This is a genomic window from Actinoplanes derwentensis, from assembly GCF_900104725.1.
In the GTDB taxonomy this organism is placed as follows: domain Bacteria; phylum Actinomycetota; class Actinomycetes; order Mycobacteriales; family Micromonosporaceae; genus Actinoplanes; species Actinoplanes derwentensis.
This window is the reverse complement of record NZ_LT629758.1, coordinates 6,160,205-6,186,629: the sequence shown is the minus strand read 5'-3', so window position 1 is coordinate 6,186,629 and position 26,425 is coordinate 6,160,205. Positions and strand designations below refer to the sequence as shown.

Annotated in this window: 28 protein-coding genes; 16 read left to right on the top strand and 12 right to left on the bottom strand. The window is 69.3% G+C overall.

The genetic code is table 11. The annotated features are described in order from the left end of the window. Positions 1 to 6 precede the first annotated feature (6 nt). On the bottom strand, positions 7 to 2,439 hold the full coding sequence (locus BLU81_RS27075; RefSeq protein WP_092547329.1) for a beta-glucosidase family protein: 2,433 nt from the start codon (positions 2,437 to 2,439) through the stop codon (positions 7 to 9). A gap of 73 nt (positions 2,440 to 2,512) precedes the next feature. Here BLU81_RS27075 and BLU81_RS27070 point away from each other — a divergent pair, with 73 nt between their 5' ends. From BLU81_RS27070 to BLU81_RS27035, 8 genes are all read left to right on the top strand, one after another. Continuing rightward, the gene (locus BLU81_RS27070; protein WP_231953532.1) at positions 2,513 to 2,863 is read left to right on the top strand and encodes an HIT domain-containing protein; all 351 of its coding nucleotides are present in this window, start codon (positions 2,513 to 2,515) and stop codon (positions 2,861 to 2,863) included. After that, entirely contained in the window at positions 2,860 to 4,242 is a 1,383-nt protein-coding gene (locus tag BLU81_RS27065; RefSeq protein WP_092547327.1) for a serine hydrolase domain-containing protein, read from the top strand. Before BLU81_RS27070 ends, BLU81_RS27065 begins: the two co-directional genes overlap by 4 nt. 129 nt (positions 4,243 to 4,371) lie before the next feature. Continuing rightward, a complete protein-coding gene (locus BLU81_RS27060) occupies positions 4,372 to 5,451 on the top strand; it encodes a PhoH family protein (protein WP_172890628.1) in 1,080 nt (359 codons plus the stop codon). 24 nt (positions 5,452 to 5,475) lie between these two features. After that, on the top strand, positions 5,476 to 5,946 hold the full coding sequence (gene ybeY / locus BLU81_RS27055) for an rRNA maturation RNase YbeY (RefSeq protein ID WP_092547325.1): 471 nt from the start codon (positions 5,476 to 5,478) through the stop codon (positions 5,944 to 5,946). 2 nt (positions 5,947 to 5,948) lie between these two features. Then, positions 5,949 to 7,295: a hemolysin family protein gene (locus tag BLU81_RS27050; RefSeq protein WP_092547323.1), complete on the top strand. Its 1,347-nt coding sequence runs from the start codon at positions 5,949 to 5,951 to the stop codon at positions 7,293 to 7,295. Beyond that, positions 7,288 to 7,644 (top strand): cytidine/deoxycytidylate deaminase family protein, encoded by a 357-nt coding sequence (locus BLU81_RS27045; RefSeq protein ID WP_092547321.1) that lies wholly within the window; start codon positions 7,288 to 7,290, stop codon positions 7,642 to 7,644. Before BLU81_RS27050 ends, BLU81_RS27045 begins: the two co-directional genes overlap by 8 nt. A 545-nt stretch (positions 7,645 to 8,189) precedes the next feature. Further along, positions 8,190 to 9,284 carry a GTPase Era gene (gene era / locus BLU81_RS27040; RefSeq protein ID WP_307833829.1) on the top strand — a complete coding sequence of 365 codons (1,095 nt, stop codon included), beginning with the start codon at positions 8,190 to 8,192 and terminating at the stop codon, positions 9,282 to 9,284. Between the two features lie 83 nt (positions 9,285 to 9,367). After that, positions 9,368 to 10,465: an acyltransferase family protein gene (locus BLU81_RS27035; RefSeq protein ID WP_092547319.1), complete on the top strand. Its 1,098-nt coding sequence runs from the start codon at positions 9,368 to 9,370 to the stop codon at positions 10,463 to 10,465. Positions 10,466 to 10,483: 18 nt separating this feature from the next. Here BLU81_RS27035 and BLU81_RS27030 read toward each other — a convergent pair whose 3' ends face one another. Next, positions 10,484 to 11,251: a DUF4097 family beta strand repeat-containing protein gene (locus tag BLU81_RS27030; protein ID WP_092547317.1), complete on the bottom strand. Its 768-nt coding sequence runs from the start codon at positions 11,249 to 11,251 to the stop codon at positions 10,484 to 10,486. 245 nt (positions 11,252 to 11,496) lie between these two features. Between BLU81_RS27030 and recO the strand changes: the two genes are divergently transcribed. Genes recO through BLU81_RS27015 form a run of 3 tightly spaced genes read left to right on the top strand, consistent with a single transcriptional unit; the run spans position 11,497 to position 13,613 of the window. Beyond that, complete coding sequence (gene recO, locus BLU81_RS27025; protein WP_092547314.1) at positions 11,497 to 12,273, top strand: DNA repair protein RecO; 777 nt, start codon at positions 11,497 to 11,499, stop codon at positions 12,271 to 12,273. Further along, positions 12,270 to 13,052 carry an isoprenyl transferase gene (locus BLU81_RS27020; protein ID WP_092547312.1) on the top strand — a complete coding sequence of 261 codons (783 nt, stop codon included), beginning with the start codon at positions 12,270 to 12,272 and terminating at the stop codon, positions 13,050 to 13,052. The genes recO and BLU81_RS27020 overlap by 4 nt, the downstream gene beginning before the upstream one ends. Before the next feature lie 30 nt (positions 13,053 to 13,082). Next, entirely contained in the window at positions 13,083 to 13,613 is a 531-nt protein-coding gene (locus tag BLU81_RS27015; RefSeq protein ID WP_092547310.1) for a histidine phosphatase family protein, read from the top strand. Between the two features lie 111 nt (positions 13,614 to 13,724). Here BLU81_RS27015 and BLU81_RS27010 read toward each other — a convergent pair whose 3' ends face one another. Both BLU81_RS27010 and BLU81_RS27005 read right to left on the bottom strand, forming a co-directional pair. Further along, positions 13,725 to 14,408 (bottom strand): HAD family hydrolase, encoded by a 684-nt coding sequence (locus BLU81_RS27010; protein WP_231953530.1) that lies wholly within the window; start codon positions 14,406 to 14,408, stop codon positions 13,725 to 13,727. Beyond that, entirely contained in the window at positions 14,405 to 14,698 is a 294-nt protein-coding gene (locus BLU81_RS27005) for an MTH1187 family thiamine-binding protein (RefSeq protein ID WP_092547307.1), read from the bottom strand. The genes BLU81_RS27010 and BLU81_RS27005 overlap by 4 nt, the downstream gene beginning before the upstream one ends. Positions 14,699 to 14,828: 130 nt before the next feature. Here BLU81_RS27005 and BLU81_RS27000 point away from each other — a divergent pair, with 130 nt between their 5' ends. The 3 genes from BLU81_RS27000 (at position 14,829) to BLU81_RS26990 (ending at position 16,344) form a co-directional block, all read left to right on the top strand. Continuing rightward, positions 14,829 to 15,038 carry a type II toxin-antitoxin system VapB family antitoxin gene (locus tag BLU81_RS27000; protein WP_172890627.1) on the top strand — a complete coding sequence of 70 codons (210 nt, stop codon included), beginning with the start codon at positions 14,829 to 14,831 and terminating at the stop codon, positions 15,036 to 15,038. Positions 15,039 to 15,129: 91 nt separating this feature from the next. Further along, positions 15,130 to 15,369 carry a PIN domain-containing protein gene (locus BLU81_RS26995; protein WP_197685993.1) on the top strand — a complete coding sequence of 80 codons (240 nt, stop codon included), beginning with the start codon at positions 15,130 to 15,132 and terminating at the stop codon, positions 15,367 to 15,369. A gap of 84 nt (positions 15,370 to 15,453) precedes the next feature. After that, complete coding sequence (locus BLU81_RS26990; RefSeq protein WP_092547303.1) at positions 15,454 to 16,344, top strand: aldo/keto reductase; 891 nt, start codon at positions 15,454 to 15,456, stop codon at positions 16,342 to 16,344. Here the strand turns inward: BLU81_RS26990 and BLU81_RS26985 are convergent. From BLU81_RS26985 to BLU81_RS26975, 3 genes are all read right to left on the bottom strand, one after another. Then, a complete protein-coding gene (locus BLU81_RS26985; protein ID WP_092547301.1) occupies positions 16,332 to 17,249 on the bottom strand; it encodes a 5,10-methylenetetrahydrofolate reductase in 918 nt (305 codons plus the stop codon). The two genes, BLU81_RS26990 and BLU81_RS26985, sit on opposite strands and share 13 nt — an antisense overlap. An 84-nt stretch (positions 17,250 to 17,333) precedes the next feature. Continuing rightward, positions 17,334 to 17,810, bottom strand: coding sequence for a hypothetical protein (locus tag BLU81_RS26980; protein ID WP_092547299.1), 477 nt, complete (start codon positions 17,808 to 17,810; stop codon positions 17,334 to 17,336). Continuing rightward, positions 17,807 to 19,516 carry a PHP domain-containing protein gene (locus BLU81_RS26975; RefSeq protein WP_092547297.1) on the bottom strand — a complete coding sequence of 570 codons (1,710 nt, stop codon included), beginning with the start codon at positions 19,514 to 19,516 and terminating at the stop codon, positions 17,807 to 17,809. Before BLU81_RS26975 ends, BLU81_RS26980 begins: the two co-directional genes overlap by 4 nt. A gap of 202 nt (positions 19,517 to 19,718) precedes the next feature. Here BLU81_RS26975 and BLU81_RS26970 point away from each other — a divergent pair, with 202 nt between their 5' ends. Beyond that, entirely contained in the window at positions 19,719 to 20,876 is a 1,158-nt protein-coding gene (locus BLU81_RS26970; RefSeq protein WP_157751805.1) for a Fic family protein, read from the top strand. Positions 20,877 to 20,887: 11 nt separating this feature from the next. Here BLU81_RS26970 and BLU81_RS26965 read toward each other — a convergent pair whose 3' ends face one another. The 3 genes from BLU81_RS26965 to BLU81_RS26955 are packed head-to-tail and all read right to left on the bottom strand — an operon-like array spanning position 20,888 to position 23,545. Then, complete coding sequence (locus BLU81_RS26965; RefSeq protein WP_157751804.1) at positions 20,888 to 21,937, bottom strand: hypothetical protein; 1,050 nt, start codon at positions 21,935 to 21,937, stop codon at positions 20,888 to 20,890. Positions 21,938 to 21,968: 31 nt separating this feature from the next. Beyond that, on the bottom strand, positions 21,969 to 22,403 hold the full coding sequence (locus tag BLU81_RS26960) for a hypothetical protein (protein WP_092547291.1): 435 nt from the start codon (positions 22,401 to 22,403) through the stop codon (positions 21,969 to 21,971). Positions 22,404 to 22,432: 29 nt separating this feature from the next. Continuing rightward, positions 22,433 to 23,545 (bottom strand): NHL domain-containing protein, encoded by a 1,113-nt coding sequence (locus tag BLU81_RS26955; protein ID WP_092547289.1) that lies wholly within the window; start codon positions 23,543 to 23,545, stop codon positions 22,433 to 22,435. 86 nt (positions 23,546 to 23,631) lie between these two features. Between BLU81_RS26955 and BLU81_RS26950 the strand changes: the two genes are divergently transcribed. Next, a complete protein-coding gene (locus tag BLU81_RS26950) occupies positions 23,632 to 24,228 on the top strand; it encodes a YbaB/EbfC family nucleoid-associated protein (RefSeq protein ID WP_092547287.1) in 597 nt (198 codons plus the stop codon). Here BLU81_RS26950 and BLU81_RS26945 read toward each other — a convergent pair. Together BLU81_RS26945 and BLU81_RS26940 are read right to left on the bottom strand one after the other, a co-directional pair. After that, a complete protein-coding gene (locus BLU81_RS26945; RefSeq protein ID WP_092547285.1) occupies positions 24,209 to 25,012 on the bottom strand; it encodes an energy-coupling factor transporter transmembrane component T family protein in 804 nt (267 codons plus the stop codon). The two genes, BLU81_RS26950 and BLU81_RS26945, sit on opposite strands and share 20 nt — an antisense overlap. Then, complete coding sequence (locus BLU81_RS26940; RefSeq protein WP_092547283.1) at positions 25,009 to 26,424, bottom strand: ABC transporter ATP-binding protein; 1,416 nt, start codon at positions 26,422 to 26,424, stop codon at positions 25,009 to 25,011. The genes BLU81_RS26945 and BLU81_RS26940 overlap by 4 nt, the downstream gene beginning before the upstream one ends. Between the last annotated feature and the right edge of the window lies 1 nt (position 26,425).

The following is a 26,425-nucleotide window of genomic DNA, read 5'->3' as shown; positions in this document are numbered from 1 at the left end:
GGGCAGTCAGATCGTGATCTCGACGGAGCGGCGCGGGTCGTCGAGGGCGTGCGCGGCGATCACCGTGTAGGTGCCGGGAACCCTCTGCCAGCCGTCGTCGAACACCTGGAAGGCCCGCTCGGCGATCGGGATCGTCACGGTGACCGACTCACCAGGCACCGCGTCCACCGTCCCGAACCCGGCCAGCCAGCGTTCCGGCCGCTCCACCGGCGAAGCGGAGTCCGCGGCCTGGGCGACGATCGAGTCGGCGCCCGGCGACAGGTACACCTGCACGACCTCCCGGCCCGCGCGCCAGCCGATGTTGGTGACCGTCACCTTGACCTCGGACCCGGAGTAGGCGAGGTGGTCGTACGACCAATCGGTGTAACCCAGACCGGAACCGAACGCGAACAGCGGCTCGGCCGCCGACCGCAACCACCCTCGGTAACCGATGAAGATCCCCTCGTCGTAACCGAGCGTGCCGTCCACCGGCTGCGCGTCGAAGACCGGGCAGTCCTTCTCCGCGTTCGGCCAGGTGGTCGGCAGCCGCCCGCCCGGCTCGGCGACCCCGAGGAGCACGTCGGCGAGCGCGGCACCGGCCTCCTGCCCGGGGAACCAGGTGAGCAGCACCGCCGCCACCTCGTCAGCCCACGGCAGCAGCACCGGCGAACCGGCGTTGACCACCACGATCGTCCGCGGATTGACGGCCGCGACCCGCGCCACCAGCTCGTCCTGACGGCCGGGCAGGGCCAGCGACGTCCGGTCGAAGCCCTCCGACTCGACCTGCTCGGTGGTACCGACGACGATCACCGCCACGTCCGACCGGGCCGCCAACTCGACGGCCTCGGCGATCAGGCCCTCCTCGTCCGGACCCGGCGCACGGTGACCGAGCGTGGTGGAGACCGAATGCGCGGCACCAGCCACGAACGACTGCCGCAGCACGACCGGCACCGGGATCCCGGCCTCCAGCGGCACCGTGAACCGAATCTCCCGCGGGTGCAGCAGCAGGTCGGCGCGACCGGTGCCGGGCGGGTGCAGCGAACCCTCGTAGAGCTTCTCCCCACCCACGACCAGCTCGAACGCCCCGAACCCGGAGACCGCCAGAACATGGTCGCCACCGACCGCCGGAGTGATCTCGGTACGCAACTCCAGGCTCGTGATACCGGTCACGTCCAGGCCGCCGGGCGGGTCGCCGATCCAGCGGATCGTGGCCGCCCCGACCGGGAACTCGTGATCCCCGGCCGACACCGCCGCCTCGGTGGTGGACGACAGAGCGAACCGGAACGGCGCCCAGTCCGGTCCCAGCGCCGCCGGCAGGAACGGCCGCGGGTCGGCACCGACCGCGTACGCCACGTCCACCCCCGGCAGATCGGCCCGCAACCCGTCCAGCGGCGAGATCACGTGCGGCGGGGTGACCTGGGCACTACCACCGCCGAGCACCCGCGCATCGGTGGCGAGCGCACCGATCACCGCCACCCGGGTCAGGTCACCGGCCTCCAGCGGCAGCACCCCGTCGACGTTGCGGGCCAGCACGAACGACCCGGTCGCCACATCCCGCGCGACGTCGTCCCCGTTCTCGTCCAGCGGCACCTCGGACAGATCAAACCCTTCGAGCGCGCCGGTACGGGCGGCGAGCAGCAGCACCCGCCGCACCTTGTCGTCGATGACCTGCTCCGGCACCGCACCGGACCGCACCGCCTCGACCAGCGCCGGCCCCCACGGGTTGTCCATCGCCGGCATGGCCACGTCCAGCCCGCCGAGCGCGGACGCCACCGTGTCCCGGGCGGCCCGCCAGTCGGACACCACCACCCCGTCGAAACCCCACTCCCGCTTCAGGATCTCGTCCTGAATCCGCCCGTTAGCCGCCATCGAAGCCCCGTTGACCCCGTTGTAGGCGCTCATCACACCCCACCCGCCGGCCGCGGCCACCCGCTCGAACGGCGCGAGGTACATCTCCCGCAGCGCCCGCTCACCGATCCGCACGTCCACGGTCATCCGCTCGGTCTCGGCGTCGTTGCCGACCAGGTGCTTCACCGTGGTGCCGACGTGGTGCTCCTGCACGCCGTGCACAAAACCGACCGCGATCTCCCCGGTGAGCAGCGGATCCTCCGAGTAGCACTCGAAGTGCCGGCCGCCGAGCGGAGTGCGGTGCAGGTTGACGGTCGGGCCCAGCAGCAGGTGCACACCCTTGCGGCGGGACTCCTGGCCGAGCAGCCGCCCGGCCCGGCGGGCCAGCTCGACGTCCCAGGTGGCGGCCAGCGCGGTCGGGCTGGGCAGGGCGATCGAGGGGTCGTCAGGGGTGTAACCGGTGCCCCGGACGCCGACCGGGCCGTCCGACATGACCAGCGAACTCAACCCGATCCGGGGAATGGCCGGAAGGGACCAGAAGTCCTGTCCGGTGAGCAGGGACACCTTCTCCTCCAAGCTGAGTTGCCCGAGAAGAACGTCGAGATCGGTCAAGAGAGCGCTCCCACCATCGTGTCTGAGGATCCGCCGACCATCTTCACCCACCCCGGACCATAAGATCCATGGGGTGGAAACCTCCTGTTTGTTCTGCCGCATCGTGGCCGGCGAGATCCCCGCGACGGTCGTGCACCGGACCGCGACCACCCTCGCCTTCCGGGACATCGACCCGAAAGCACCCTCGCACGTCCTGGTCATCCCGGTCGCCCACCACGCGAACGTGATCGAACTCGCCACCGACCCGGCCGCGGCCGCCGACGTGCTGGCCACCGCCGCGAAAGTCGCCGAACTGGAAGACCTGACCGACGGCTTCCGGGTCATCTTCAACACCGGCGCCCACGGCGGCCAGGAGGTCTCCCACGTGCACGCGCACGTCGTCGGCGGCGCCCCACTCGGGCCGATGCTGTCGGCGCAGCGGTGAACACGCCCGGACCCCGCTACGAGCGTGCCGCCCGCCGGGCCCAGGCCGACGGCCGGATCCCCGCCCTCTCCGTCGCGCTGCACCGCGCCGACCGGGAGCCGTGGGTCCACACCGTCGGTGACTCCGGAAACCCGGCCCACCCGCTCGGCGCGCACAGCCGGTTCCGGATCGGCTCGGTCACCAAGACCTTCACCGCGGTCCTGGTCATGCAGGCCCGCGACGAGGGCCTGCTCGACCTGGACCAGCCGATCTCGGCCCACCTCGACGTGCCCGCACACGGCGACGCCACGATCCGGCGACTGCTGTCGCACACCGCCGGCTTCCAGCGCGAACCGCACGGCGACGTCTGGGACACCCTGATCACCCCGGACGCCGGGCAACTCCTCGACGAACTCGACCGGGCCGAACGGGTACTGCCCAACGCCCGCCGCTACCACTACTCCAACCTGGGCCTGGCCGTCCTCGGCCACCTGGTCGCCCGGCTGCGCGGCGGCACCTGGGCGGAGATCCTCACCGACCGGATCCTCAACCCGCTCGGACTGACCCGGACCACCGTCGAGACCCCGCCCGAGGCGGCCGTCGGCTACCTGGTCGACGCCTACTCCGACGCGGCCCGCCCGGAACCCCCGGTCGACATGGCCGGCGTCGGCCCGGCCGCCCAGCTCTGGAGCACCGCCGGCGAGATGGCCCGGTGGGCCGCCTTCCTGGCCTCCCCGGAGATCATCGACCCGGACGGCCGGGTGCTCGCCGCCGCCACCGTCGACGAGATGCGCTGGCCGCTGACCACCACCGACGAGACCGTGTGGGCGGCCGGGTTCGGCCTCGGCCTGATCCTCGTCCCGGACGGCAAACGGGTCGTGCACGTCGGCCACGACGGGGCGATGCCCGGTTTCCTGGCCGGTGTCTACGGCCGCCGCGGCGGCGACGGCAACCCCGGCGCGCTCGGCTGCGCGGTCCTCGGCTCGTCCGGCACCGCCGGCGAGATCTACGACCTGGCCCACGAACTGCTGCGGCTCGCCGTCGACCTGGACCCGGCCGAGATCCACCCGTGGCGGGCCGCCCCGCCCGCACCCGCCGCCTACCGTTCGATCCTGGGCCGATGGTGGGGCGAGGGCACCGAGTTCGTCTTCACCTGGCACGGCGGGCAGCTCCAGGCGAAGCTGACCGACGACCCGGCCGGCCGGCCGCCGTCGGTCTTCGAGCCCCTGCCCGGTCAGCCGGACGTGCTCCGGACCGTCTCCGGCCGGGAGGCCGGTGAGCTGCTGCGCCTCACCCGCGACGGCAACGGGGCGGTGACTCGGATGCACTGGGCGACCTACCGCTTCACCCGGCTCCAGGAGGGCTTCGACGGCGGCCGGGCGTCCGACGGCCCCGAATAGGGGCCTGGCGATAATGGCATCGGCGTGCGGGCGGCCGAGCGGATAGGATGGCACGATCCTCGAGCGAGCCGCCCGTCACGGGCGGCGCAGAAGTAGAGAGCAGGTGGCGGAGGCCCGCCGGGCCACCCTATGACCGGTACGCCGAACGAATCCAGCACTGGCTCGACCAGCCCGGTGCGGGCGCAGACCAAGATCTCGGTGAACGATCCGAAGATCATGGTGAACCTGCTCGGCGCCAAGGACGAGATCCTCCGGCTCATCGAGCGCGATCTCGACAGCGACGTGCACGTCCGCGGCAACGAGATCACCATCACCGGCGAACCCGCGGAGAACGCGATCGCCGAGCGGCTCTTCGCCGAGTTGATCGAGTTGATCGAGAAAGGCGAGACGCTCACCGTCGACGCCGTCCGCCGCACCCTCCAGATGCTCGAGGCGAACACCTCCGAGCGCCCGGCCGAGGTGCTCACCCTCAACATCCTGTCCCGTCGCGGGCGCACCATCCGGCCCAAGACGCTGGGGCAGAAGAAGTATGTCGACGCCATCGACCAGAACACCATCGTCTTCGGCATCGGCCCCGCCGGTACCGGTAAGACGTACCTGGCGATGGCCAAGGCGGTGCAGGCTCTGCAGGCCAAGCAGGTCAGCCGGATCATCCTGACCCGGCCGGCGGTCGAGGCGGGCGAGCGGCTGGGCTTCCTGCCCGGCAGCCTGACCGAGAAGATCGACCCGTACCTGCGGCCGCTCTACGACGCCCTGCACGACATGCTCGACCCGGAGACGATCCCGCGCCTGATGGCGGCCGGCACGATCGAGGTCGCACCACTGGCCTACATGCGTGGAAGAACTCTTAATGACGCTTTCATCATTCTTGACGAGGCTCAGAACACCACGCCCGAGCAGATGAAGATGTTTCTGACGCGGCTCGGGTTCGGCGCGAAGATCGTGGTCACCGGTGACGTGACTCAGGTCGACCTGCCGGGTGGGACCACCAGCGGCCTCAAGATCGTGCGGGAGATCCTGCGTGACGTCGAGGACGTGCACTTCTCGGAGCTGACCAGCTCCGACGTGGTCCGGCACCGGCTGGTCGCCGAGATCGTCGACGCTTACGCGAGGTTCGACGTCGAGCAGGAACAACAGGCAGCACAATCCGTCCATGCCGTGCCGGGCCGGGCCGCCAGCGGTGGCCGGGCGCCGAGTCGCCGGCGCTGAGTAACAAGGGGTAAGCGCACCACTATGTCCATCGAGATCGCCAACGAGTCGGGAGTCGAGGTCGACACCGACGCGATCCTCGCGGTTGCCCGGCACGCCCTGGACGAGATGGGGGTCAACCCGCTCGCCGAGTTGTCGATCCTTCTCGTCGACATCGACTACATGGCCGAGCTGAACCATCGGTGGATGGGCAGCGACGGCCCCACCGACGTGCTCGCCTTCCCGATGGACGAGGGGAGTGTCGACCACGGTCCCGGCGAGTCCGGGACGGGTGAGCCGGCGCTGCTCGGCGACATCGTGCTCTCGCCGGAGGTGGCCGCGAAACAGGCCACCGTGGCCGGGCACACCGCCGCCGACGAGTTGCACCTGCTCACCGTGCACGGCGCGCTGCACCTGCTCGGCTACGACCATGCCGAGCCGGATGAGGAGCGGGAGATGTTCGCTCTGCAGAACAAGTTGCTGCAGAGCTGGCGGGCCGGCCGCAAAGCCGGCTGATCATGGACCCCGCCTCGGCCGGCCTACCGGATCTGCAACTGATCACTATCGCGGTCGTGCTGGTGCTCCTCGCCGGCCTCGCCTCGATGACGGACGCCGCGCTGGCGACCGTCTCCTACGCCCGGGCCAGCGAGCTGGACCGGGAAGGGCGGCGGGGCGCCGGCGCGCTCGCCGCCGTGGCCTCCGACGTCGTCCGTTACGTCAATCTGCTCCTACTGCTCCGGCTGCTCTGTGAGCTGACCGCGACGACGCTGGTGGCGCTCGTCGCGGTGGACACCTGGGGGGTCGGCTGGCAGGCCGCTCTGGTGTCGGCCGGTGCGATGACGCTCGTCAGTTTCGTGGTGGTGGGCGTCGCCCCGCGCACGCTGGGCCGGCAGCACGCGTACGCGGTGGGCCGGGCGACCGCCCCGCTGGTGCGCTGGCTGGGCAAGGTGCTGAACCCGCTGGCCAAGCTGCTGATCCTGATCGGTAACGCGGTGACTCCGGGGAAGGGGTTCCCGGAGGGGCCGTTCGGCAGCCAGGTGGAGTTGCGGGAGCTGGTCGATCTGGCCGAGCAGCGTGGCGTGGTGGAGCACGGCGAGCGCGAGATGATCCACTCGGTGTTCGGGCTGGGTGACACGATCGCCCGCGAAGTGATGGTCCCCCGTACCGAAATGGTGTGGATCGAAGCTCCGAAGACCCTGCAACAGGCGCTTTTTCTCTTCTTGCGGTCGGGTTTCTCGCGGATCCCGGTGATCGGCGAGAGTGTCGACGACGTGCTCGGGGTGCTCTACCTCAAGGACGTGATCCGGCGCACCCAGAACGGGGACCCGAACGCCATCTCGCAGCCGGTCGACGAGGCGATGCGCCCGGCGAACTTCGTGCCGGAGTCGAAACCGGTCGACGATCTGCTGTCGGAGATGCAGGCGGCCCGCAATCACCTGGTGATCGTCGTGGACGAGTACGGTGGCACTGCCGGCCTGGTCACCATCGAGGACATCCTCGAGGAGATCGTCGGCGAGATCACCGACGAGTACGATGTCGAGCGCCCGCCGATCGAGCACCTGGAGGACGGGGCGGTGCGGGTGACCGCACGGCTGCCGATCGAGGACTTGGGTAGCGTGTTCGGTGTCGAACTGCCCGCCGACGAGGTCGAGACCGTCGGTGGCCTGCTCGCCCAGACTCTGGGCCGGGTGCCGATCCCGGGGGCCTTCGCCGAGGTGGAGGGCCTGCACCTGACGGCCGAGGGCACCACCGGCCGGCGTAACCGGATCGATTCGGTGCTGGTGCGCCGGGTGCGTCCGGAACCGGCCGAACAACAAGACGAGAACACCGCCGAGAACGAGGAAAGACAACCTGCCGATGCCTGACCAGACCGTTGCTGTTGAACTGAGCGCCGAGGACACCAAACTGGTGACCCTCGCGCGGCACTCCCGCACCCGGGTGGGCGCGGCCGAGGGGGCGGCGGTCCGGGATCAGGACGGGCGCACCTACGCGGCCGCGTCGGTGACGTTGCCGCACCTGACCCTGAGCGCGCTCCAGGGGGCGGTGGCGCAGGCCGTCTCCGCCGGGGCGACGAAACTGGAGGCGGCCGCGGTCGTCACCGAGTCCGTGACCCTGGAAGAGGCAGGTCTCGCCGCGGTGCGTGATCTGGCGGCCGGCGCTCCGGTCCATCTGGCCGGCCCCAGCGGTGCGGTCACCGGAACGGTCGGTGCCTGATGGCCGGCGAATCGCAGGACCGGCGTCTCACTGCCGCTGACCGGCGTCTCACCGCCGGCGAGCGTAACGAGCAGCGGCGTCAGGAGAGGCGTGCGGCCCGGAAGGAAGCCGAGCAGGCCGCCGCGGATCAGGGTGGGCGGAAGCGCGGCGGGTCCGCTGGTGGTTCCACTTCCCGATCGGCTGGTACGTCGGGAGCGACCTCCACTGGCAGTCGTGGCCGGGGCGCCGCTGCCGGTACTGGTGCCACCTCGGGCGATTCGTCCCGCGGCGGTTCCCGGACCGGTGCCGGCAAGACCGGCTTCACCAGGACCGGCGCCGACCGGACCGGCGCGGACCGGGCTGGCTCGGACCGGACCGGTTTGGACCGGGCTGGCTCGGACCGGACCGGTTTGGACCGGGCTGGCTCGGACCGGACCGGTTTGGACCGGACTGGTTCCGACAGGACCGGGTCCGACAGGACCGGTTCCGGCCGGGCTGGTTCCGACCGGACCGGTGCTGGCAAGGCTGGTGCCGGCAAGACTGGGCCTGCCAAGATCAACGTTTCCATGACCGGTGACGCCAAGCCGGTCTTCGCCAAGCGAGGTGCGTCCCGGTTCGGTGCCGGCCGGCCGAAAGCCCCCGCGAAAGCCGCTGTCACGGGCGTCTCCTCTGCCGAGGACGCGCCGGTCGGAGTCACCGCCACGGGCGAGCCCCGTACCAGCACCGGGTTTGAACGCAAGAAGCACCGGCACAAGGCCGCGCGGCCCGTCGAACCGAAAGACGAGATCTACCGCGCCGGTTTCGCCTGTTTCGTCGGGCGGCCGAACGCCGGCAAGTCGACGCTGACCAACGCCATCGTCGGCCAGAAGATCGCGATCACCTCGAACAAGCCGCAGACCACCCGGCACGTCATCCGGGGCATCCTGCACCGGCCGGACTCGCAGCTCGTGCTGGTCGACACGCCCGGTCTGCACCGGCCCCGCACGCTGCTCGGCGAGCGGCTCAACGACCTGGTCCGCGAGGTGTGGAGCGAGGTCGACGTGATCGGCGTCTGTTTCCCCGCCGACGAGCCGATCGGGCGCGGTGACCGCTTCATCTCCGCGGAGGTCGGCGAGCTCAAGGCCAAGGTCGTCGCGGTGGTCACCAAGGTGGACCTGGTCGACCCGGCCACGCTGACGAAGCGGCTGCTAGCGGTGTCCGAACTGTACGACTTCGCCGAGATCATTCCGGTGAGTGCGGTCTCCGGGCATCAGGTGGAGAACCTGACCGACGTGCTGATCCGCCACCTGCCGGAGTCGCCGCAGCTCTACCCGGACGACGTGCTGACCGACGAGCCGGAGCAGGTGCTGATCGGCGAGCTGATCCGGGAGGCGGCGCTGGAGGGCGTGCGGGACGAACTGCCGCACTCGATCGCGGTGATCGTCGAAGAGATGCTCGTCGAAGGCAAGACCACCAAGATCTATGCGGATCTGTACGTGGAACGGGACAGCCAGAAGTCGATCGTGATCGGTACCCGGGGCGCTCGGCTCAAGGACGTCGGATCGAAGGCTCGCACCGAGATCGAAAAGCTGCTCGGCCGACGGATCTACCTTGACCTGCACGTTCGGGTCGCCAAGGAGTGGCAGCGGGATCCCAAGCAGCTCAGAAAACTAGGTTTTTAAATCGAAACGTGGACATTCCCCGACTATGGTGTTCTTCACCATAGTTTGCACAGGTTGGTGTCACGCGGGTAACACCTTGGGCCATGCGAAACCGGTACCTGGACCTGCTTCGTGCCGTCGCGACCGTCCGGGTGGTGACGTACCACGTCACCGGCTGGACGGCGCTCACGATCGTCTTCCCGGCGATGTCGGTGATGTTCGCCCTGGGCGGGTCCTTGATGGCGGCTTCGCTGGACCGGTTCGGAGTGTGGGCGGTGGAGCGACGGCTCCGCCGCCTGCTGCCGTCACTGTGGATGATCGCCCTGATCGGGGTCACCACGATGCTGGTCACCGGCACCTCGTCGTGGAGCGGGCGGATTCTGCTGTGGGGTTTCCCGATCGACACCCCGGAGGCGACCGGCTGGTGGATCCAGGGCCTCAGCCACGCGTGGTACCTGCGTGACTTCCTCTGGATGGTGCTGCTCTCGCCGATCGTGCTGCCGCTCTACCGACGGTTCCCGCTCGCGACGATCCTGACGCCCTATCTGGCGCTGACGGTCGTCACCCTGGCCGGGTTCACCGTCCCGGCGGTCCTGCAGGGCCTGGCTCTGTACGGCGGGGCCTGGCTGCTCGGTTTCGCCCACCACGACGGGCACCTGGCCGGGCTCGGGCGGCGCCGGTTGCTCGGCATCGCGGCGGCGCTGGCCGTCCCCGCCGTCCTCTGGACGGTCACCCACCCCAGCCTGCGGGGGTACGACCTGAACGACATCCCACTCGGCAACGCCCTCTGGTCGGCGGCTTTCATCCTGATCGTGCTCGGCTGGGTCCGGCCGCCGCGGGTGAGCGAGAACCGGCTGCTGACCGTGCTGAACGCGCGTGCCCTCACGATCTACCTGTGGCACGTGCCGGTGGTGGTGGCGGTGACCCAGTTCGCCGAACGGCACGCGCTGCCGCTCACCGGCTGGGTGGGCGTGACCTGGCGGCTCACGGTGGTGTTCGTGCTGGTCGGGGCGATGACCGCGCTTTTCGGCTGGATCGAGGACATGGCCGCCGGCCGGCGCCCGGTGCTGGTGCCCGGCCGCCGGATCGCGATGCCGGTCTCCCCGGCCCCGGCCGGAGCCGCCTCGCTGTCGCCCGCTTCGGTCTCCTTGTCGGCCGCCCCCGTGGCGGCCGACTCGGGATCGGAGGCTCGGGCCAGGTGATCGCGGGCCCGTGATCGTCTAACCCGCGACGACCGCGATGTCGCCGTCGCGGGTGCGCAGGTCCAGGACGTTGGTGGCCTTCGGGTTGCTCTTGATCTCCTCGACCCGGGCCTCGCCGTTGCCGGTGGTGGCGGAGACCTTGTAGTCGCCGGGTGGGACCATCAGGTTGATCTCGCCGCTGGTCGTCGACGCGGTCACCGACGACGGCTCGATCAGGCTGAGGGAGATGTCGCCGGAGGTGAGCCGGGCGGTCACCGGGCCGGTGCTCTCCAGCACGTCGAGGTTGCCGGACCGGGACTCCAGGTCGACCCCGGTGCCGCCGATCACCTGCACGTCGCCCGAGGTGGCCCGCAGCTTGACCGGGCCGGTGGCGCGCTCCACCATCACGTCGCCCGAGGTCAGTTGCAGGTCGACCGGGCCGACCGCGCTCAGTGTCACGTCGCCGGAGGTCAGCTCGCCGCGCACGGCCACCCCGGGCGGGGCGGTGATCTCGTAACTGATGCCGCAATCGCGTCCGCAGTCGGTGTCGAGCGTCAGCACCCCGCCGGCCACCTGGTAGGAGGTGTCGACTCCGGTGCCGCCCTGGACGATCCGGCGGATCTTCGTCTCGGTCGCGCCGGTCTCGGTGGCGACCATGATGTCGCCGTGGCCACCGGCCAGCACGATCGCGGTGATCTTGTTCTTCTCGGTGTCGTCGAAGGTCATCCGGGCACCCACCACGCCGTCGCAGCCGGCCAGGGCGCCCACGGAGGCGGCGGCGAGGATCAGGGCAACTCTTCGGGTCATGACCTGACGCTATTGCGGGGCTTCCCCCGGCAACACCGGACCGGCCCCGGAGACGACCCTGAGATCCGGGTCAGGGTTCGCCGTAGGCCCCGGCGGGGGTTCGCCGTGGGCACCAGCGCAAGTTCGCCGTGAGCGCCGCCGGAAGTTCGCATCAGGCGCCGGCGGGGGTCGGCCGTGGGCGCCGCCCGAGGTTCGGTGTAGGCACCGCCGGAAAGTTTGTCGTAGGTACCGGGCAGAATGGCGTCGTGCCCGCCGGATACCGCCGCCAGCTCTACCGCGACGACGCGGTGGTTCTGCGCGCGCAGAAACTCGGCGAGAGCGACCGGATCGTCACCCTGCTGACCCGCCGGCACGGGCGGCTGCGCGCGGTCGCCCGCGGGGTGCGCCGCACCGGCTCCCGCTTCGGGGCCCGGCTCGAGCCCTTCGGGCACATCGACCTCCAGCTGGCCGGTTCTCCCGAGGGCGTGGGCAGCTCCCTGCATTCGGTCAGCCAGGTCGAGGCGGTCTCGTTGTACGGCAAGAACCTCCTCACCGACTACCCGCGATACACGGCGGCCAGTGCGATCTGCGAGACCGCCGAGCGGCTCACCCCGGTCGAGCGGGAACCCGCACTGCGGCTCTTCCAGCTCACGCTCGGGGCGGTCAAGGCGCTCGCGGCGGGAGAGCACTCCGGCACGCTGGTGCTCGACGCGTACCTGCTGCGGGCCATGGCCTTCGCGGGCTGGGCCCCGGCGATCACCGAGTGCGCCGTCTGTGGCACCCCGGGGCGGCACGGTGCGTTCTCCGTGCCGGCAGGGGGCTCGGTCTGCCCCGACTGCCGCCCACCCGGCGCCGCGCATCCCAGCCCGGACACCCTCGGCCTGATGTCCGCCCTCACCTCCGGTGACTGGGCCGTCGCGGACTCCTCGGCGCCCTCGGTGCGCCGCGAGTGCAGCGGCCTGGTCGCCGCCCACCTGCAATGGCACATGGAACGGGCATTACGCTCGCTTCCGCTAGTCGATCGACGGGAGTTGAACTCGTGAGCCCGCGTCCGCCCGTTCCGCACGTCTCCGGTGCCCGGCCGCCCAAGTTGCCGGCCGCCGCGCTGCCGAAGCACATCGCCGTCGTCATGGACGGCAACGGCCGGTGGGCCAAGGAGCGCGGCCTGTCCCGGACCAAGGGGCACGAGCAGGGCGAGTTCTCGCTCTTCGACACGATCGAGGGGGCCATCGAGCTGGGCATCCCCTACCTGTCGGCCTACGCGTTCTCCACCGAGAACTGGAAGCGCTCGCCGGAGGAGGTGCGTTTCCTGATGGGCTTCAACCGGGACGTCATCCGCCGCCGCCGGGACCAGCTCGTCGACCTCGGAGTGCGGGTCGTCTGGTCCGGGCGGGCCGGCCGGCTGTGGAAGAGCGTCATCTCCGAGCTGCAGACCGCTGAGGAGATGAGCCGCGGCAACAAGACGCTCACCCTGCAGTTCTGTGTCAACTACGGCGGCCAGGCGGAGATCGCCGACGCGGCCGCGGCCATCGCCCGGGACGTGGCGGCCGGCAAGCTCAAGGCCGACAAGGTCAACGAGAAGACGATCGCGAAGTACCTCTACCACCCGGAGATCCCCGAGGTGGACATGTTCCTGCGGCCCTCCGGCGAGCAGCGGACGTCCAACTTCCTGCTGTGGCAGTCGGCGTACGCCGAGATGGTCTACCTGGACACCCTCTGGCCCGATTTCGACCGCCGCCACCTGTGGTATGCGTGTGAGCTCTACGCCCAGCGCGACCGGCGTTTCGGGGGTGCCCTGCCGAACCCGGTCAGCCCCACATGACCGGAGTCCAGGGGTGAGTGGAGGTCAGGTGTGAGTGGAGTTCGGCATCTCTGGATCGTCCGGCACGCCGAAGCCCTGCCGGATCAGAGCGGGCTGACCGCCGCCGGCGAACGCCAGGCCGGCCTGCTCGGTGAGCGGCTGGCCGCGGTGCCGTTCGCGGCCGTCAGTCACAGTCCCCTGCCCCGGGCAGTCCGGACCGCGGCGCTCGTCGCGGCCCACCTGCCCGGGGTTCCCGTGCGGGTGGCGGAGGAACTGGACGACCGGGTTCCCACCGATGACCCCGCCGCGTCGGCCGCGATGATCGCGCGGTTCACCGGTCCCGCCGCCGAGGAGCGGCACGAGTTGGTGGTCACGCACGCCTTCCAGGTGGCGTGGTTCGCCCGGGCGGCGCTGGAGACACCCGCCGAGCGGTGGCGCGACCTGATCCCGGCGAACACCGGCCTGACGGTGATCCGGTACTTCCCGGGCGGCCGGACCCGGGTCATCGTCTTCAACGACCTGGCGCACCTGCCGCCCGAGCTGCGGTTCACCGGGTTCCCGCCGGAGCTGCGGCTTCCCTAGGTTCTGTCGCGTTCCCCGGCCTGGCTTTCTGCGCGGCCTGGCCTTCCGTGCGGCGCGGCTTTCCGTGCGGCGCGGCTTTCCGTGCGGCGCGGCTTTGGCGTGATCCGCGGTTCAGGCCCTGATGGTGGTCAGGGCCTGGACTGACGCCTCCAGGTCGGACAGGTCGGGCAGGACCACGTGGGCGCCCGCGGCGGCCAGGTCCGCCGCCGGGGTGGCGCCGGTCGCCACCGCGATCGCGACCGCGCCGTTCGCCAGGGCCGCCGTCACGTCGTGCACGGTGTCGCCGATCACCACCGGGTGGAACGGTTCGCCGTACTTCGCCTCGGCCCGCTCCCGGCACCGCCGGACCAGGGTGGCCCGCACATGATCGTCCGTGCCGTAACCACCCACCTCGGCGTCGAACGAGCCGGACAGCCCGAACGCCGCCACCTTGAACGCGGCCACCTCCGGAACGTTGCCGGTGACCAGGGTCTGCACCACGCCCGGGTCACCGGCCAGCCGGGCCAGCACCTCGCGGACACCCGGCATCAGCGCGCCCTGCGTGGCGAACTCGTGCCGGATCTCCTGCACCACCTCCACATAGCGGGCGAAGAACCGCTCGTGGGTGCAGTCGGTCACCCCGTGCGCGGCGAAGACCTCGGTGCAGATGTCCGTGTCGGTCCGCCCGCCGAAGATCGGCGTGTCCCGCCAGGCCACCCCGGTCACTTCGGTGAACGCCGCCTTCCAGGCGCGGGCCGCGACCCCGCCGCCACGGAGCAGCGTGTAGTCGATGTCCCACATGACGAGGCGTCTCACTCGGCCAGCTTCCGCTCGATGAACTCGACCTTGGCGGTGAGCGCGCCGGTGACCCCGGCCCGGATGTCCGCCTTGAGCGACAGGCTGACCCGCGGTGAGACTTCGGCGACGGCGTCGACGGCCTGTTTGACCACGGCCATCACCTCGTCCCACTCGCCTTCGATCGTGGTGAACATGGAGTCGGTCCGATTCGGCAGCCCGGAGGCCCGAACGACCCGGACGGCCTCAGCGACGGCGTCTCCCACGGAGTCCCCGACCCCGATGGGCGTAACGGAGAAAGCAACAAGCATGCCCCCATCCTCCCAGGGCGTTCCCGCTTGAGTCGATCAATACATGGGACTACTCTTTACTGGGCAAGGTGATTCGAGACCAGTTTATGCAAGACTAGAAGACTACCCTCGTGAGTTCATGGGAGTCGCTGTGGCTAACGAGTCATTGAACATCGACGGGCAGGCTTTGATGAAAGCCGCCGAGATCCTCGGCACCACCGCGGTCGAGGAGACCGTCAATGCCGCGCTCCGGGAGGTGGTCGCCAAGCGCTGGCGGCTCGAGGCGCTGGAGCGGCTCGGCGAGATGGGTGCGGCAGGAGATTTCGACGATTTCCTGGACAAGCGGAACTACCGCCGGTGAGCGTGGAGTACCTGGTCGACACCAGTGCGTGTGTGCGACTTTCCGTCTGCCTGAGCTGCGGAAAGCCTGGCAGCCGTGGCTTACGGAGGGCGTGGTCTCGGTCTGCCAACTGACCGAACTGGAGATCTACTTCAGCTCCCGGTCGGAGGAACACCTGGAGAAGCTCAAAGCGACGATCCGAGAGCACTTCGTCGATCTTCTGCTGGCTGCGACGGCCGAGCTCAACCGGATGACGATTCTGCACTACGACCGTGACTTCGAAACGTTGCTGAGGTCACCGGGCAGCCGGTTCGCTGGGTTGCGGAGCCGGGGACAGTGCCCTGATCGATGATGGAAAACTAGCAAGTTTTGTGGGGTTTCGGTATCGGGCGGGTGGCCGAGTGTGGGTTTGAGGTGCACTGCGTAGCTTTGCCGGATGTCGAACTACGGGGTGGAAGCGGCGGGTACCTGGCAGCTCGGGGATCGTGTGGTCAACCGGATGGGTTTCGGTTCCATGCGGATCACTGTTCGAAACGAGCGGGAACGAGCTGTTCAGGTACTGCGCCGTGCAGTTGAGTTGGGGATCGATCACATTGACACGGCGGCGTTCTATTTTTCGCCGGGCGGGATTCTGCAGGGGGAGGACGGGCCGGTTCGGTATGCGACTGAACTGATTCGGGAGGCGCTTCACCCGTACCCGCAAGGAATGGTTGTCGCCACCAAAGTCGGGCCTGATCCGCGGGCGGACGGGAGTTGGGGTGAAGCCGTTACCGCGGCTGACCTGCGGCGGCAGGTGGAGGAGAACCTTCGGCGACTGGGAGTGGAGACTCTCGACCTGGTCAATCTGCGGATCAACCGGCCGGAGGATTCGATAACCGAGCGGTTCGGAGCGCTCGCGGATCTGCAGAGCGAAGGCCTGATCCGGCATCTCGGACTGTCCAATGTGCGGATCGAGCACCTTGACGAGGTGAAAGGGATCGCGCCGGTGGTGTGCGTACAGAACGCCTTTGCCGTGGACCTTCGGCGTCATGACGAGGTGCTGCGTGAATGCGGTGTGCGGGGGATCGCCTTCGTGCCGTTCTTCACCATCGCCGGCCCGAAGCGGGAGGGCGGCGCCGCGGGGACCGAGGGCGGGCCGGAAGAGCAGATCGCCGCGCGGCACGACGCCACCGTTCAGCAGGTGCGGCTGGCGTGGACGCTGCAGCAGGGCGAGCACGTGCTGGTGATTCCGGGCACCGGCGACGTCGCTCACCTGGAGGAGAACGTCGCCGCCGGGGCCCTGCGGCTCACTGACGCCGAGATGGCCGAGATCGATCAGCGGCGGTAACGGAGCATCCCGGCGACTTCGGCTGCCAGGTCGGTGCTGGCCTCGATCTCGGCCTTGCGGATCGAGACGCTCTCGATGTTGAAGCCGTACGGCAGGCCCAGGTGCTCGCAGAAGTCGATCAGGTCGCGGGCGATCGCCAGGCACTGCCGGTACGACTCGGCGAGCGGGTCCTCCGAGTGCCGGATCGAGTTCTCCAGCCAGCGGGGCACGTCGACGCCGAGCCAGCTGACGAATTCGAGGGTTTTCAGCGAACCGCACAGCGACAACGTGAAGATCACCGGCCGAGGCGCGGCGTCCCGGGTGCGGCACTCGTAGAAATAGTCGCTGAGCAGGTTCTTCATCTCGTTGACGTGATAGACGACCTGGGTCACGAAGAACGACGCGCCGCGGTCCTGTTTGGCAAGCATGCGCTGGTGTTCGCCGGCGCGTTCGGGGATCACCACGGCGCCCAGCGGCAGGTCGGGCCGGACCTCGGCGCGCAGTTCCTGGGCCCGGCGCAGCCCGGTGTGGACCTGTTTGCTGCCGGACGACGCGCCGACGAACACCGACATCACCCGGTCGTCGGCGCTGGTCATCCACTCGGCGAGTTCGTCCTCCGAGTACTTCCCGACACACCGGTAGATGATCGTCGGCTTCCGCCATCCGGTCAGGTGCTCGGCGTAGTAGCGGCCCGGGTCGAGCGTCGGCAGGTACGGGAACGGGCGGTCGGGTCTGCGGTCGGATTCGTCGTCGATGTCGTACAGAATCAGGCCGTCGAGGTCGAGCGCGGTCAGGCGTTCCAGCGTGACCTCGGCGATCTCCTTGATCCGTTCCTCGGCCGTGCTGCGCTTCGGCGGCGTGATGCTGAAGACCAGCACGCCACTGCGCGCCTCCGCCAGGAGCTGGGGCAGGGGGTGACGAGACATGTGCCAAACCCTAGGCGACCGGGCCCGTCCCGCCACGCACCGCAGGCGGTCCATCCCGCAGAGCGAGCGATGGCGGTACGGGGGTCAATGGCTGACGCAGCAGGGGGTCGGGTTGCGGGTCTCGAACGGGATCAGCCGGTCACCGGCGGCCGGGGTGGTGACCAGCACCAGCTCACCGTCGCGGAACTGCGGCCGGACGAAGTCGCCGGTGTCGACGACGGTAGCCGGATCGGGGAGGCCACCGCCCAGCACCTCGACCCGGCTGATCGCACTGCGCTGCAGGATCTCACTGACCGTCAGTGATCCGGTGAGCCGTTGCACACCCGGGAACCGGACGGCCCGCCCGAACCGTCCACTTTCGGCCTCGGTGGCGGCGGCCGCCAGTTCCGGTGCGGTCGGTGCGGGCAGCGCGGTGAGCAGGCTGATCGCGACATGGGGGAACGGCGTGCTCACCAGGTGGGTGCAGGCCAGCACCGGGGCCGGCGTCAGCTCCCGGATCCAGTGATCGGCCTCGGCGAGGGTGGCGTGCCCGAGGCTGACGCCGACGATCCGTGTCGTCATCGAGGCAGAACCCAGATGGGGTTGGTGTAGAACCACAGGTCACCCCACGGGTCGGCAGAGCCTGCGACATCGAGCTGGGGACCGTACGGGTCGACCGAGGCTCCCATCAGGCCGGGCTGGGTGCGGTTCCCGTCGGTGCCCCGGACCCGCAGGTAGAAGGGCTTGTCGAGGCGGCCCAGATCGTACGAGAAGCTGATCTTGCCGTTGGTCTTGGTGATCTCGAACGACTTGACCACCCGGGTGCTCGGGGTGGTGAACACGTCGTTGTCGGAGACCGGGCCGGTGACCGTGCCGACGATCACGTCGACGCGCTTGAGTACCGGGACGAAACCGGCCCAGTTCGGGATGTCCTGCAGATCGATGTCGAGCACCAGTTCGGTGGCGGTGCCGCGTTTGACCTGGAGCACACCACCGAGCGGGGTGCCGGTGGCGGACCGGCGATCTCCGGTCACCCGTACCCGCGCATCGAGGTTTCTGATCAACCGGCCGTGATCCACCCAGACCCGCCCGGCACGGAGGCCGTCCATCACCGCCCGGTACGAGAACGACGACGCGCCGACATTGGTCCGCCCGTAGTAGCCCGGCCAGAAGTCACCGGCCTGCGTGTTGATCGAGCCGTTGTAGACGGGATCGTTGTATTTGCCGTTGACGGCGAAGTCACTGCCCGGCCCACGCTCGGTCTGATCCAGGTAGTTGACGTGACTGTCCGAGTTGACGGTGATCCACCAGGCTTTGCCCTCGGCGAGCAGACTGTCCCAGAGCCCGCCGACCGTGGCGGTCATCCAGTCGAAACCACCCCAGGTCCGGTACGACTCCAGCGGGTAACCGGCGAACGATGCGGCCGACGGGCTGTTGTCGTAGTAGCCACGCGCGCCACCACGGCCGTTCGGGGCCGGAATGCCGGCGGCCTGATGACCGGGCGCACCCTCGAAACCCACGGCCACGGTCGGATCGGCGTCCCGCCAGTTACGGATCTCGTGCGGCGAGTCGATGCCCCGGCGGGCCGGGTGGTTCGCGAAGAACAGCGCCCCGTCGATCTTCCGCTTCTTCACCTGCTCACCGAGGAACTTGATGCCGGCGATCGCGAGAGCCTCGTTCTGGGCGGCGGTGTTCGTCGCCGGCAGGAGCGAGCCGTCGTACGCGTTCTCGAACTGCTTGAGAACCTCGACCTCGTTCTTGCCGGGGTGTACGAAGACGGTGGCGTGCTCGGCGGCCGGAATGTTCCACTCCAGCCCCTGGAAGGTCAGCAGGCCCTTCAGCTCGGCACGCGTCTTCACGATGTCCGGGTTGACCTTGTCCACCCCGATCTTGGCGTGGGTGGCACTGCCGTGGTCGGTGATGACCAGCCAATCCAGGCCGTACGCCTGCCCCTTCTGCGCCTGATCGAGCACCCGGTACTGGGCGTCCGAGCTGTACTGCGTGTGAATGTGATGATCACCGGCGAGCCAGGTGAAACCACCTCGGGCAGTGCCGCCGCCGGTCGAACCGTGGGTGTGCGGCAACCCGGCGGCCTCGGCGGCACCCGGACGGGCCAGCACCGACGAGGCGGCGCCCGCCCCGAGCAGCCCGGCACCGAGCAGGAAGCGGCGGCGGGACTTGTCGCCGGCCGAGAGTTCGGTTTCCGGGACGCTGAGATCCAGCGCCTCCGGAACATCGGCACCCGTGACACCGGGCTCGTCATGGTGATGATCGTGGCCGTGACCCATGACCGTCACCCTCGTCCGATCAGGACAACACCCGCTGTCGATCTCGTGACCGGCCGACGAACGATCAGAGCCCGCTTCGTGCCGGGTGGCTGCGCTGCGGGGATGAAGGGTTAAGAGAATCATCCCGTAGGTATGATGGTATTATCCAATCATTAGGCCTTCTTGATTCCATCAATATCGCCGGTGGCGGGGAGTGTGCGCCGTGCTGTTCACCACACCCGAGCTTCATGACGCCGAGTTCAAAGTCCTCGCCGACATCGACGCTCTCAAAGAGCGCATGCGGTGGCAGCTGCATGAGCCCCGGCGCTGGTCGGGATCCCTCCGCCGATTGTCGTTCGCTCGCGCCATCCAAGGTTCCAACAGCATCGAGGGCTTCGACGCGGAGCTGGACGACGCCGCTGCCGTAGCGCTCGGTGAAGATCCCCTCGACGCGGGCGAAGAGACCCGCCTCGCACTGCGCGGCTACCGGGACGCCATGACCTACGTCCTTCAGCTCGCTCAGGACGCGGAGTTCACCTACAGCACCCAGCTGCTCAAGAGCCTGCACTTCATGATGACCAGCTATCACCTGCAGAACCGGCCCGGTCAATGGCGCCAAGGCGACATCTTCGTCCGCAACGACGACACCGGCCGGATCGTCTACACGGGTCCCGACGTCGCTGACGTGTCCCTGCTCATGAGCGAGCTCGTCGACGCGCTCGACAGCGCCGACCACGGTGATCTTCCGAGCCTTGTCCAAGGGAGCATGGGACATCTCAATCTGGTCATGATCCATCCCTTCCGGGACGGTAACGGGCGCATGGCCCGATGTCTGCAGAGCCTCATCCTTGCCCGTGGCGGCGTGCTCACCCCGCTGTTCATGAGCATCGAGGAATACCTCGGGCGCAACACCGCCGACTACTACCGAGTGTTGGGCGAGGTCGGCGCCGGTGCGTGGAATCCGCACAATGACGCACGCCCATGGCTCCGTTTCACACTGACCGCGCACCTTCGGCAGGCTCGTACCATGCTCCGGCGTGTCAAGGAGACCGAGAGGCTGTGGAACGAACTGGAGTTCGTCTGTCAGCGGCACCGTCTTCCCGAGCGCGTCCTTGTCGCGCTGTTCGACGCAGCCTCCGGTCTTCGCGTCCGCAACAGCACCTACCGAGCAGCGGTCGAGCAACAAGGAGACGAGCCGATCAGTGAACAGACCGGCTCCCGAGACCTCAAAGAGCTTGTCAACGTGGGTCTGCTGCGCCCCCGGGGCCAGGCCCGCGGCCGGTACTACGTCGCCGACGAGGAGATCGCCCGGCTGCGCCAGCAGATCATCGATACACGCGACGACCGCGACGACTCCGACCCGTTCGCCGGGTCACGGTGACGTTCCATCGGTCAGCGCCGAGGGCGAAACGAGCCGCTCGTGATCTGGCTCGCCGTTGCGTCGGCCAACGCTGGGGTGGCGACGCCGAAAGGGCCTGACCTGTTCGACGTCAGTGTCCTTGTGCGCTCGGCGGTGAGGCCGCGGTGCAGATCTCGGAGGGACGTCACGATGTCCTCCTCCGCCAGGTAGGTGTCGTTGCCGAGGACGCTCTGCGCGCTCATGATCTTGGCCGCTACCTCGGTGGCCGTGTCTGCGGCCAGGTCGAGCTTCGTCTGTTCCTGATCCTGCGGCACCAGGCCACCCCCGATGGTGCCGACGATGTCGACGACCACGGCTGCGGCGAGAGCGGCGCCGCCAGCGGCCAGCGCCCCACCCGCGGTACCGATCACGCAGAGGGCGATGCTTCCCCACTTCATCGCATCGGCGCCGGTGCACGCGCTGTTGCTGAGTTGCTGGGTGGCCCTGATGGCGTTGTCGAGCATGGCCAGAACAGACTTCCGGAAGCGGATGTGGACGACCTTCGCTCCCTCGACGGCGTTCCGGGAGTACCTGATCAACTCCCGCTGATTCGGTACCACGGTCTCCAGCGGCGTGACGAGGTGGTCGATGAAGTTGTCCTTGAAAGCGCCCTCCCAGAACGCCATCTCGACCCGCACGTCGTTGATCCGCCCGAGTGCCGGCGATGCCCCGACCCAGGCGCCGTTCGTGCTCGCCCGGCCTTCCAGCATTCCCTCGATTCTGGCCAGCGACTCGATGACCGGGTTGAGAGCGTCCGGGTCGGGATCGAGGAACCGCTCGAACGACGGAACCACCCATTCATAGTCCTGGGTTCGTACCCGCTCCCGGTACATGTCGGCTTCCGCTGTCGAGATCGGGATGGCATCCCACTCACCCGGATGGTCGTTGGCCCACTTGTCGTTGATCGCCTTCGTCCAGGACGTGGAGTCCTCGAGGGTCTGCCGGATCAGTTCCTGCTTGAGCTTGTGAGCCTTCTCCCGGACGGCCGTCGCATAGGCCTGCCCGGCCAGCTCCGCCGGCGTCGTCAGGTTCGTGTCCGTCACCACGCCTCCTTCTCGTCGGTCCGGATGTGGTTCAGGAAGCCGGGTAGGGCTCGCCGTGGTCCTCGGCCGAACCGGGCAGCGGCGGATTGGACGGGACGTCCGAGGGATCGAGGTTGCGGGGATCCGCGAGGTGGTCCCGCAGCAGGTTCGCGTTCGCCGTGTCCACGTCCAGGTAGGCCTGCGTCGCGTTGCGGACACCCTGTCCCGCGTCCAGCACGGTGGTGCCGACCTGCTCCATCATCGCTTGCATCTCGGCGCGAAGATCCTCCCAAGCGGTGCCGATCGCGCTGGTCATGATGCTGGACCCGGGATATGCCGGTCCGCTGACCCGGAACGAGCCACCATCGCCCGCCGATCCACCGAGAAGCCGGTTCGCGTCGTAGAACACGTCCGCGACCCGCGGCAGGAGCACTTCGGACACCCGCCAGAGATGGAACAGGTCACCACCGGTCACTTCCGCAGCCATGCGCCGGACTCCCCTCATACGATCGCGGTTCACACCCGCCTGCGGCGGGCCATCACAGACAACGTCATGACAAGTACGACGCCCGCGGCGCCCGCGATCCACAGCAAGGCCGGCACCCGTTCCGTGCCGCCGGTGTCATTCCCCTCCGGGAGCAGGGCCGGCATCGAGAAGACCCGGCTGCCCACCGTGTCGATCAGGTAGAGCGGCCCGGCGGCGCTCACGCTCGTAGCGAGGCCCACCGGATCCCGCGCGCCGAAGGGGTCAGTGGTCAGGGCCACCGCCGTGGTCACGGTGCCGTCCGTGCCGAGCCGCCGGACGGTTCGTTGCCGGTTGTCGACGAAGTAGACGCCGTCCTTGCCCGCGCTCACCGCGGTGGCGTTGAAAGGTGCGGAGGTCGGCCGGTTCTCATCGGCTGCCCATCCGCTGCCCGCGGATTCGACGATCGTCGCCAGCTTGCCGTCGTGGAGACGGCTCAACTGGGACGTCGCGCTGGTGATCCAGACGTCACCGGCGGCGTCGGCGGCCAGCCCGATGGGCAGGGACGCCGGCGTCGACAGTGGACGGGCATCGTCTCCCGGCCGCACCTCGACGATACGACCGTTCTCCCGATCGGCGAGATAAAGGGTTCCGGACGGGGTCACCGCCAGGGAGTTGATCGTGACGATGGGGCTGCCGAGCGACTCGGCGGTCACCCGGGCCTCGATGGTTCCGTCGGCTGCCAGCGCGTACACCCGTGAGGCCAGGCTGTCCGCGATGAAGAGCGTGCCGTCCGCTCCGACCGCCAGCGTATTGGGCAACCCGAGGGAGACGTCGGTGCCTTTGGCGCCGGCCGGGACCGGTCCGGTCGAGGCGGTCTGTCCGTCGTTGCCCGCGACGGTACGGATGACGCCGTCCACGCCCACGGCACGCACCCGGTGATTGCGGGTGTCCGCGATGTAGACCGTGCCGTCGGCGGCGACCGCCGCACCCAGTGGCCGGTTCAGCCCCGCTTCGGCAGCCGATCCACCGTCACCGGCGAAGGTGGCCCCTTTCCCGCCGGCCACGAGGCTCGGCGCGGCTTCCACGGCCCGAGCGAAGGCTGGCATCGGCGCCGCGAACACTGACGCGGTGAGAACCGCCAGGACGGCGACACGAGGACTCATCACAACTGAGGTGTACCACGGCAGGGTCGGATAGGTTCAGTGACGTCGATGGGAATTGATGATCAAGCTGCGGAAACGAGGCGGCCGTGTGGCATCAGGAGACTGATCTCGGCGAACGGTTGCGAACCATGAGCGTCACCGGCACCTCATCGGACGGCGCCATCCAGGCCACTGTCACCGGCGAGAACCGGTTGGAGTTGAGGTTCCGCGCCCGGACTTACCAGTGGTACGACGATCGTGGACTCGCCCGGCAACTCAGCGCATTGGGCACCAGTACCTGGGTCGTATGGACACGCCGGCGTGCGGAGATCACCCGCCTCGCGCTTGGGCAGAGCCGCGGCGAAGCGGAGCAGAACCGGCGCCGCGCCGGCGATCCACGAGCGCAACGGTTCGCCGAGGAGCTTCAGGAACTCGGCTGTGAGGGGATCTCTCCCGGCGGTTGTGTTCACCTCCGGCTCACCGGGGCCACCCGCTGGCAGGTCGAGATCGTCGAAGGCACCGTCCGTGACACATCCGAGCGGTTCTTCGTCCAGGAAGCGGTGTCAGCCTTCGACGCGGTGATCCGTGATCGTACGGCGAAACTGGCCCTTCTTCGCGGCGAGTACTTCGACATCGGCGTGCCACGGAACTGGATCGATCAGGCCGGGCCGGACGGCGCCTGGATCAGCCGACGATCGGGTTGAAGAAGCCCAGGAAGACCGCGGCGGCGATGATTGCCAGCGCGGTCAGGAAAGCTGATGCCAGCAGGAACGTGTCCGGGGTGGTGAAACGCTGGCGGCGGGCGTAAGTGCGGGGCACGCCCGAGTCGAAGCCGCGGGCGTCCATCGCCACCGCCAAACGGACGCCTCGGCGTAGCGCTCCGACCAGCAGGGCGAACGCCGTCGAGGCGAACAGGCGCAGTCTGGCCAGTGGGTTGTGGCCGGCGTCTACGCCTCTGGCTCGGCGGGCCAAGGTCAGGGTTCGCCACTCCTGGCCCAGCAGGGGGATCAGGCGGAACGCGGCCAGGGCGCCGATCGCGAAACGGGCGGGGGCCTTGGCGTTCTGGACCAGGGCGTCGGCCAGGTCGGTGGGGTCGGTGGTGGCGAAGACCACGATGCCGGGCAGGGCTATCGCGAAGATGCGCAGGATCAGGGCGAACGCGGTGGACAGCACCCCGGTGGTCACCGTGATCGGGCCCAGAGCCAACAACAGCGAGCCGGTCCGGTCGGCGGCGAACAGGATCATCGTGACGAGGATGCCGGCGGCGCTGAGCAGCAGCGGCATGGCCCGGCGCAGGAGCAGGCCGGGGCGGACTCCGAAGAACGGCAGGACCAGTACTTCGACGACCAGGGCGGCGGCCGGGGTGAACGGGTCGACTGTGGAGATCAGCGGCAGGGTGAAGAGGAGGGCGGCGCCGGCCTTGGCGACCGGGTTGCGACGGGCGAGCGGCGCGGTGGGATCAGCGATCGGCGCGAACGAAAGAGTCACGGCCGCGACCTTCGGGGGAGTGGGTCCGGTGCCGGTTCGCCGAGGGGGACGATGCGGTCGGCCAGGGTGCGGACGAACGCCTCGTCGTGGGTGACCGCGACGATGCCGTGGCCGTCGTCGCGCAGCGCGGCCAGCAGATCGGCCAGCTCGCGCCAGGTGCGGCGGTCCTGGCCGAACGTGGGTTCGTCGAGGACCAGCAACTGCGGGGCGGTGGCCAGCGCGGTGGCGACACTCAGCCGGCGGGCCTCACCTCCGGACAGGGTGTACGGGTTGGCTTCGGCCAGGTTGTCCAGGCGCAACCGCTGCAGCAGCTCGTCGACGATCCGGGTGACCTCGGCGGGGGAGTGGCCGATCCGCCGGGGGCCGAGGGCCAGTTCGTCGGCGACCCGGCCGGTGACGAACTGGTGTTCCGGGTTCTGGAAGACCGAACCGATCCGGGTGGCCAGGGTGGCGGCCCGCCAGCGATGCGGTGGCCGGTTGTCGCCGAACGCGGTGATCCGGCCGGTGCTGGGGGCGAGCAGGCCGCCGAGCAGCAGGGCCAGGGTGGATTTGCCGGCACCGTTGGGGCCTGTCACGGCCAGGATCTCACCGGCACCGGCGTGGATCGAGACGGGCGCCAGACGGCCGGCCACGGTCGCCTGCTCCGCACGTACCAGAACGTCGGTCGTAGGAGATGTTGATTTTAGAAGGGGAAAGGTGAAACCCGGCACCCAGACGCCCTCGCCGGCTAGTTTGTCGCCGTAGGCGGCGAAGATCACCTCGGGTGATCCGTCGGCTCGCACGCCGCCGCCCGGCTCCAGGACCACCACCCGGTCGACCAGCGGCAGCACCTCGGCGACCCGGTGTTCCACGATGATCAGCGTGGTGTCGGGGCCGGTGGCGCGGGTGATCGCCGCCCGGATCAGCGCGGCGCCGGACGGGTCCAGATTGGCCGTCGGTTCGTCGAGCAGCAGCAGGCCGGGGCGAAGAACGAGGACGCCGGCGAGGGCCAGGCGCTGCGCCTCGCCGCCGGAGAGCGCGGCGGTCGGGCGATTGATCGGGTACGGGAATCCGGCTCGATCCAGCACATCGGACACCCGCGGCCAGATGTCGGCGGCGGGAATCCCCTGGTTCTCCAGGCCGAACGCCACGTCGTCGCCGCTGCGGGCCATCACGATCTGGGTCTGCGGATCCTGGAAGACGATGCCGGCCCGCGAATCGGGGCCGCCGATCTCGATCGTGCCCTCGGACTCACCGGAGTCCGCCGGCAGCAGCCCGGCGAGAGCACTGAGCAGGGTGCTCTTGCCGGCCCCGGAAGGACCCAGCAGGAGCACCCGCTCGCCGTGCCGGACATCGAGGTCCAGCCCGCGGAGAGCCCAGGCGCGGCGTCCGGCGTGCCGCCACCCGAAACCGCGAAGCCGAACGTCACTCATC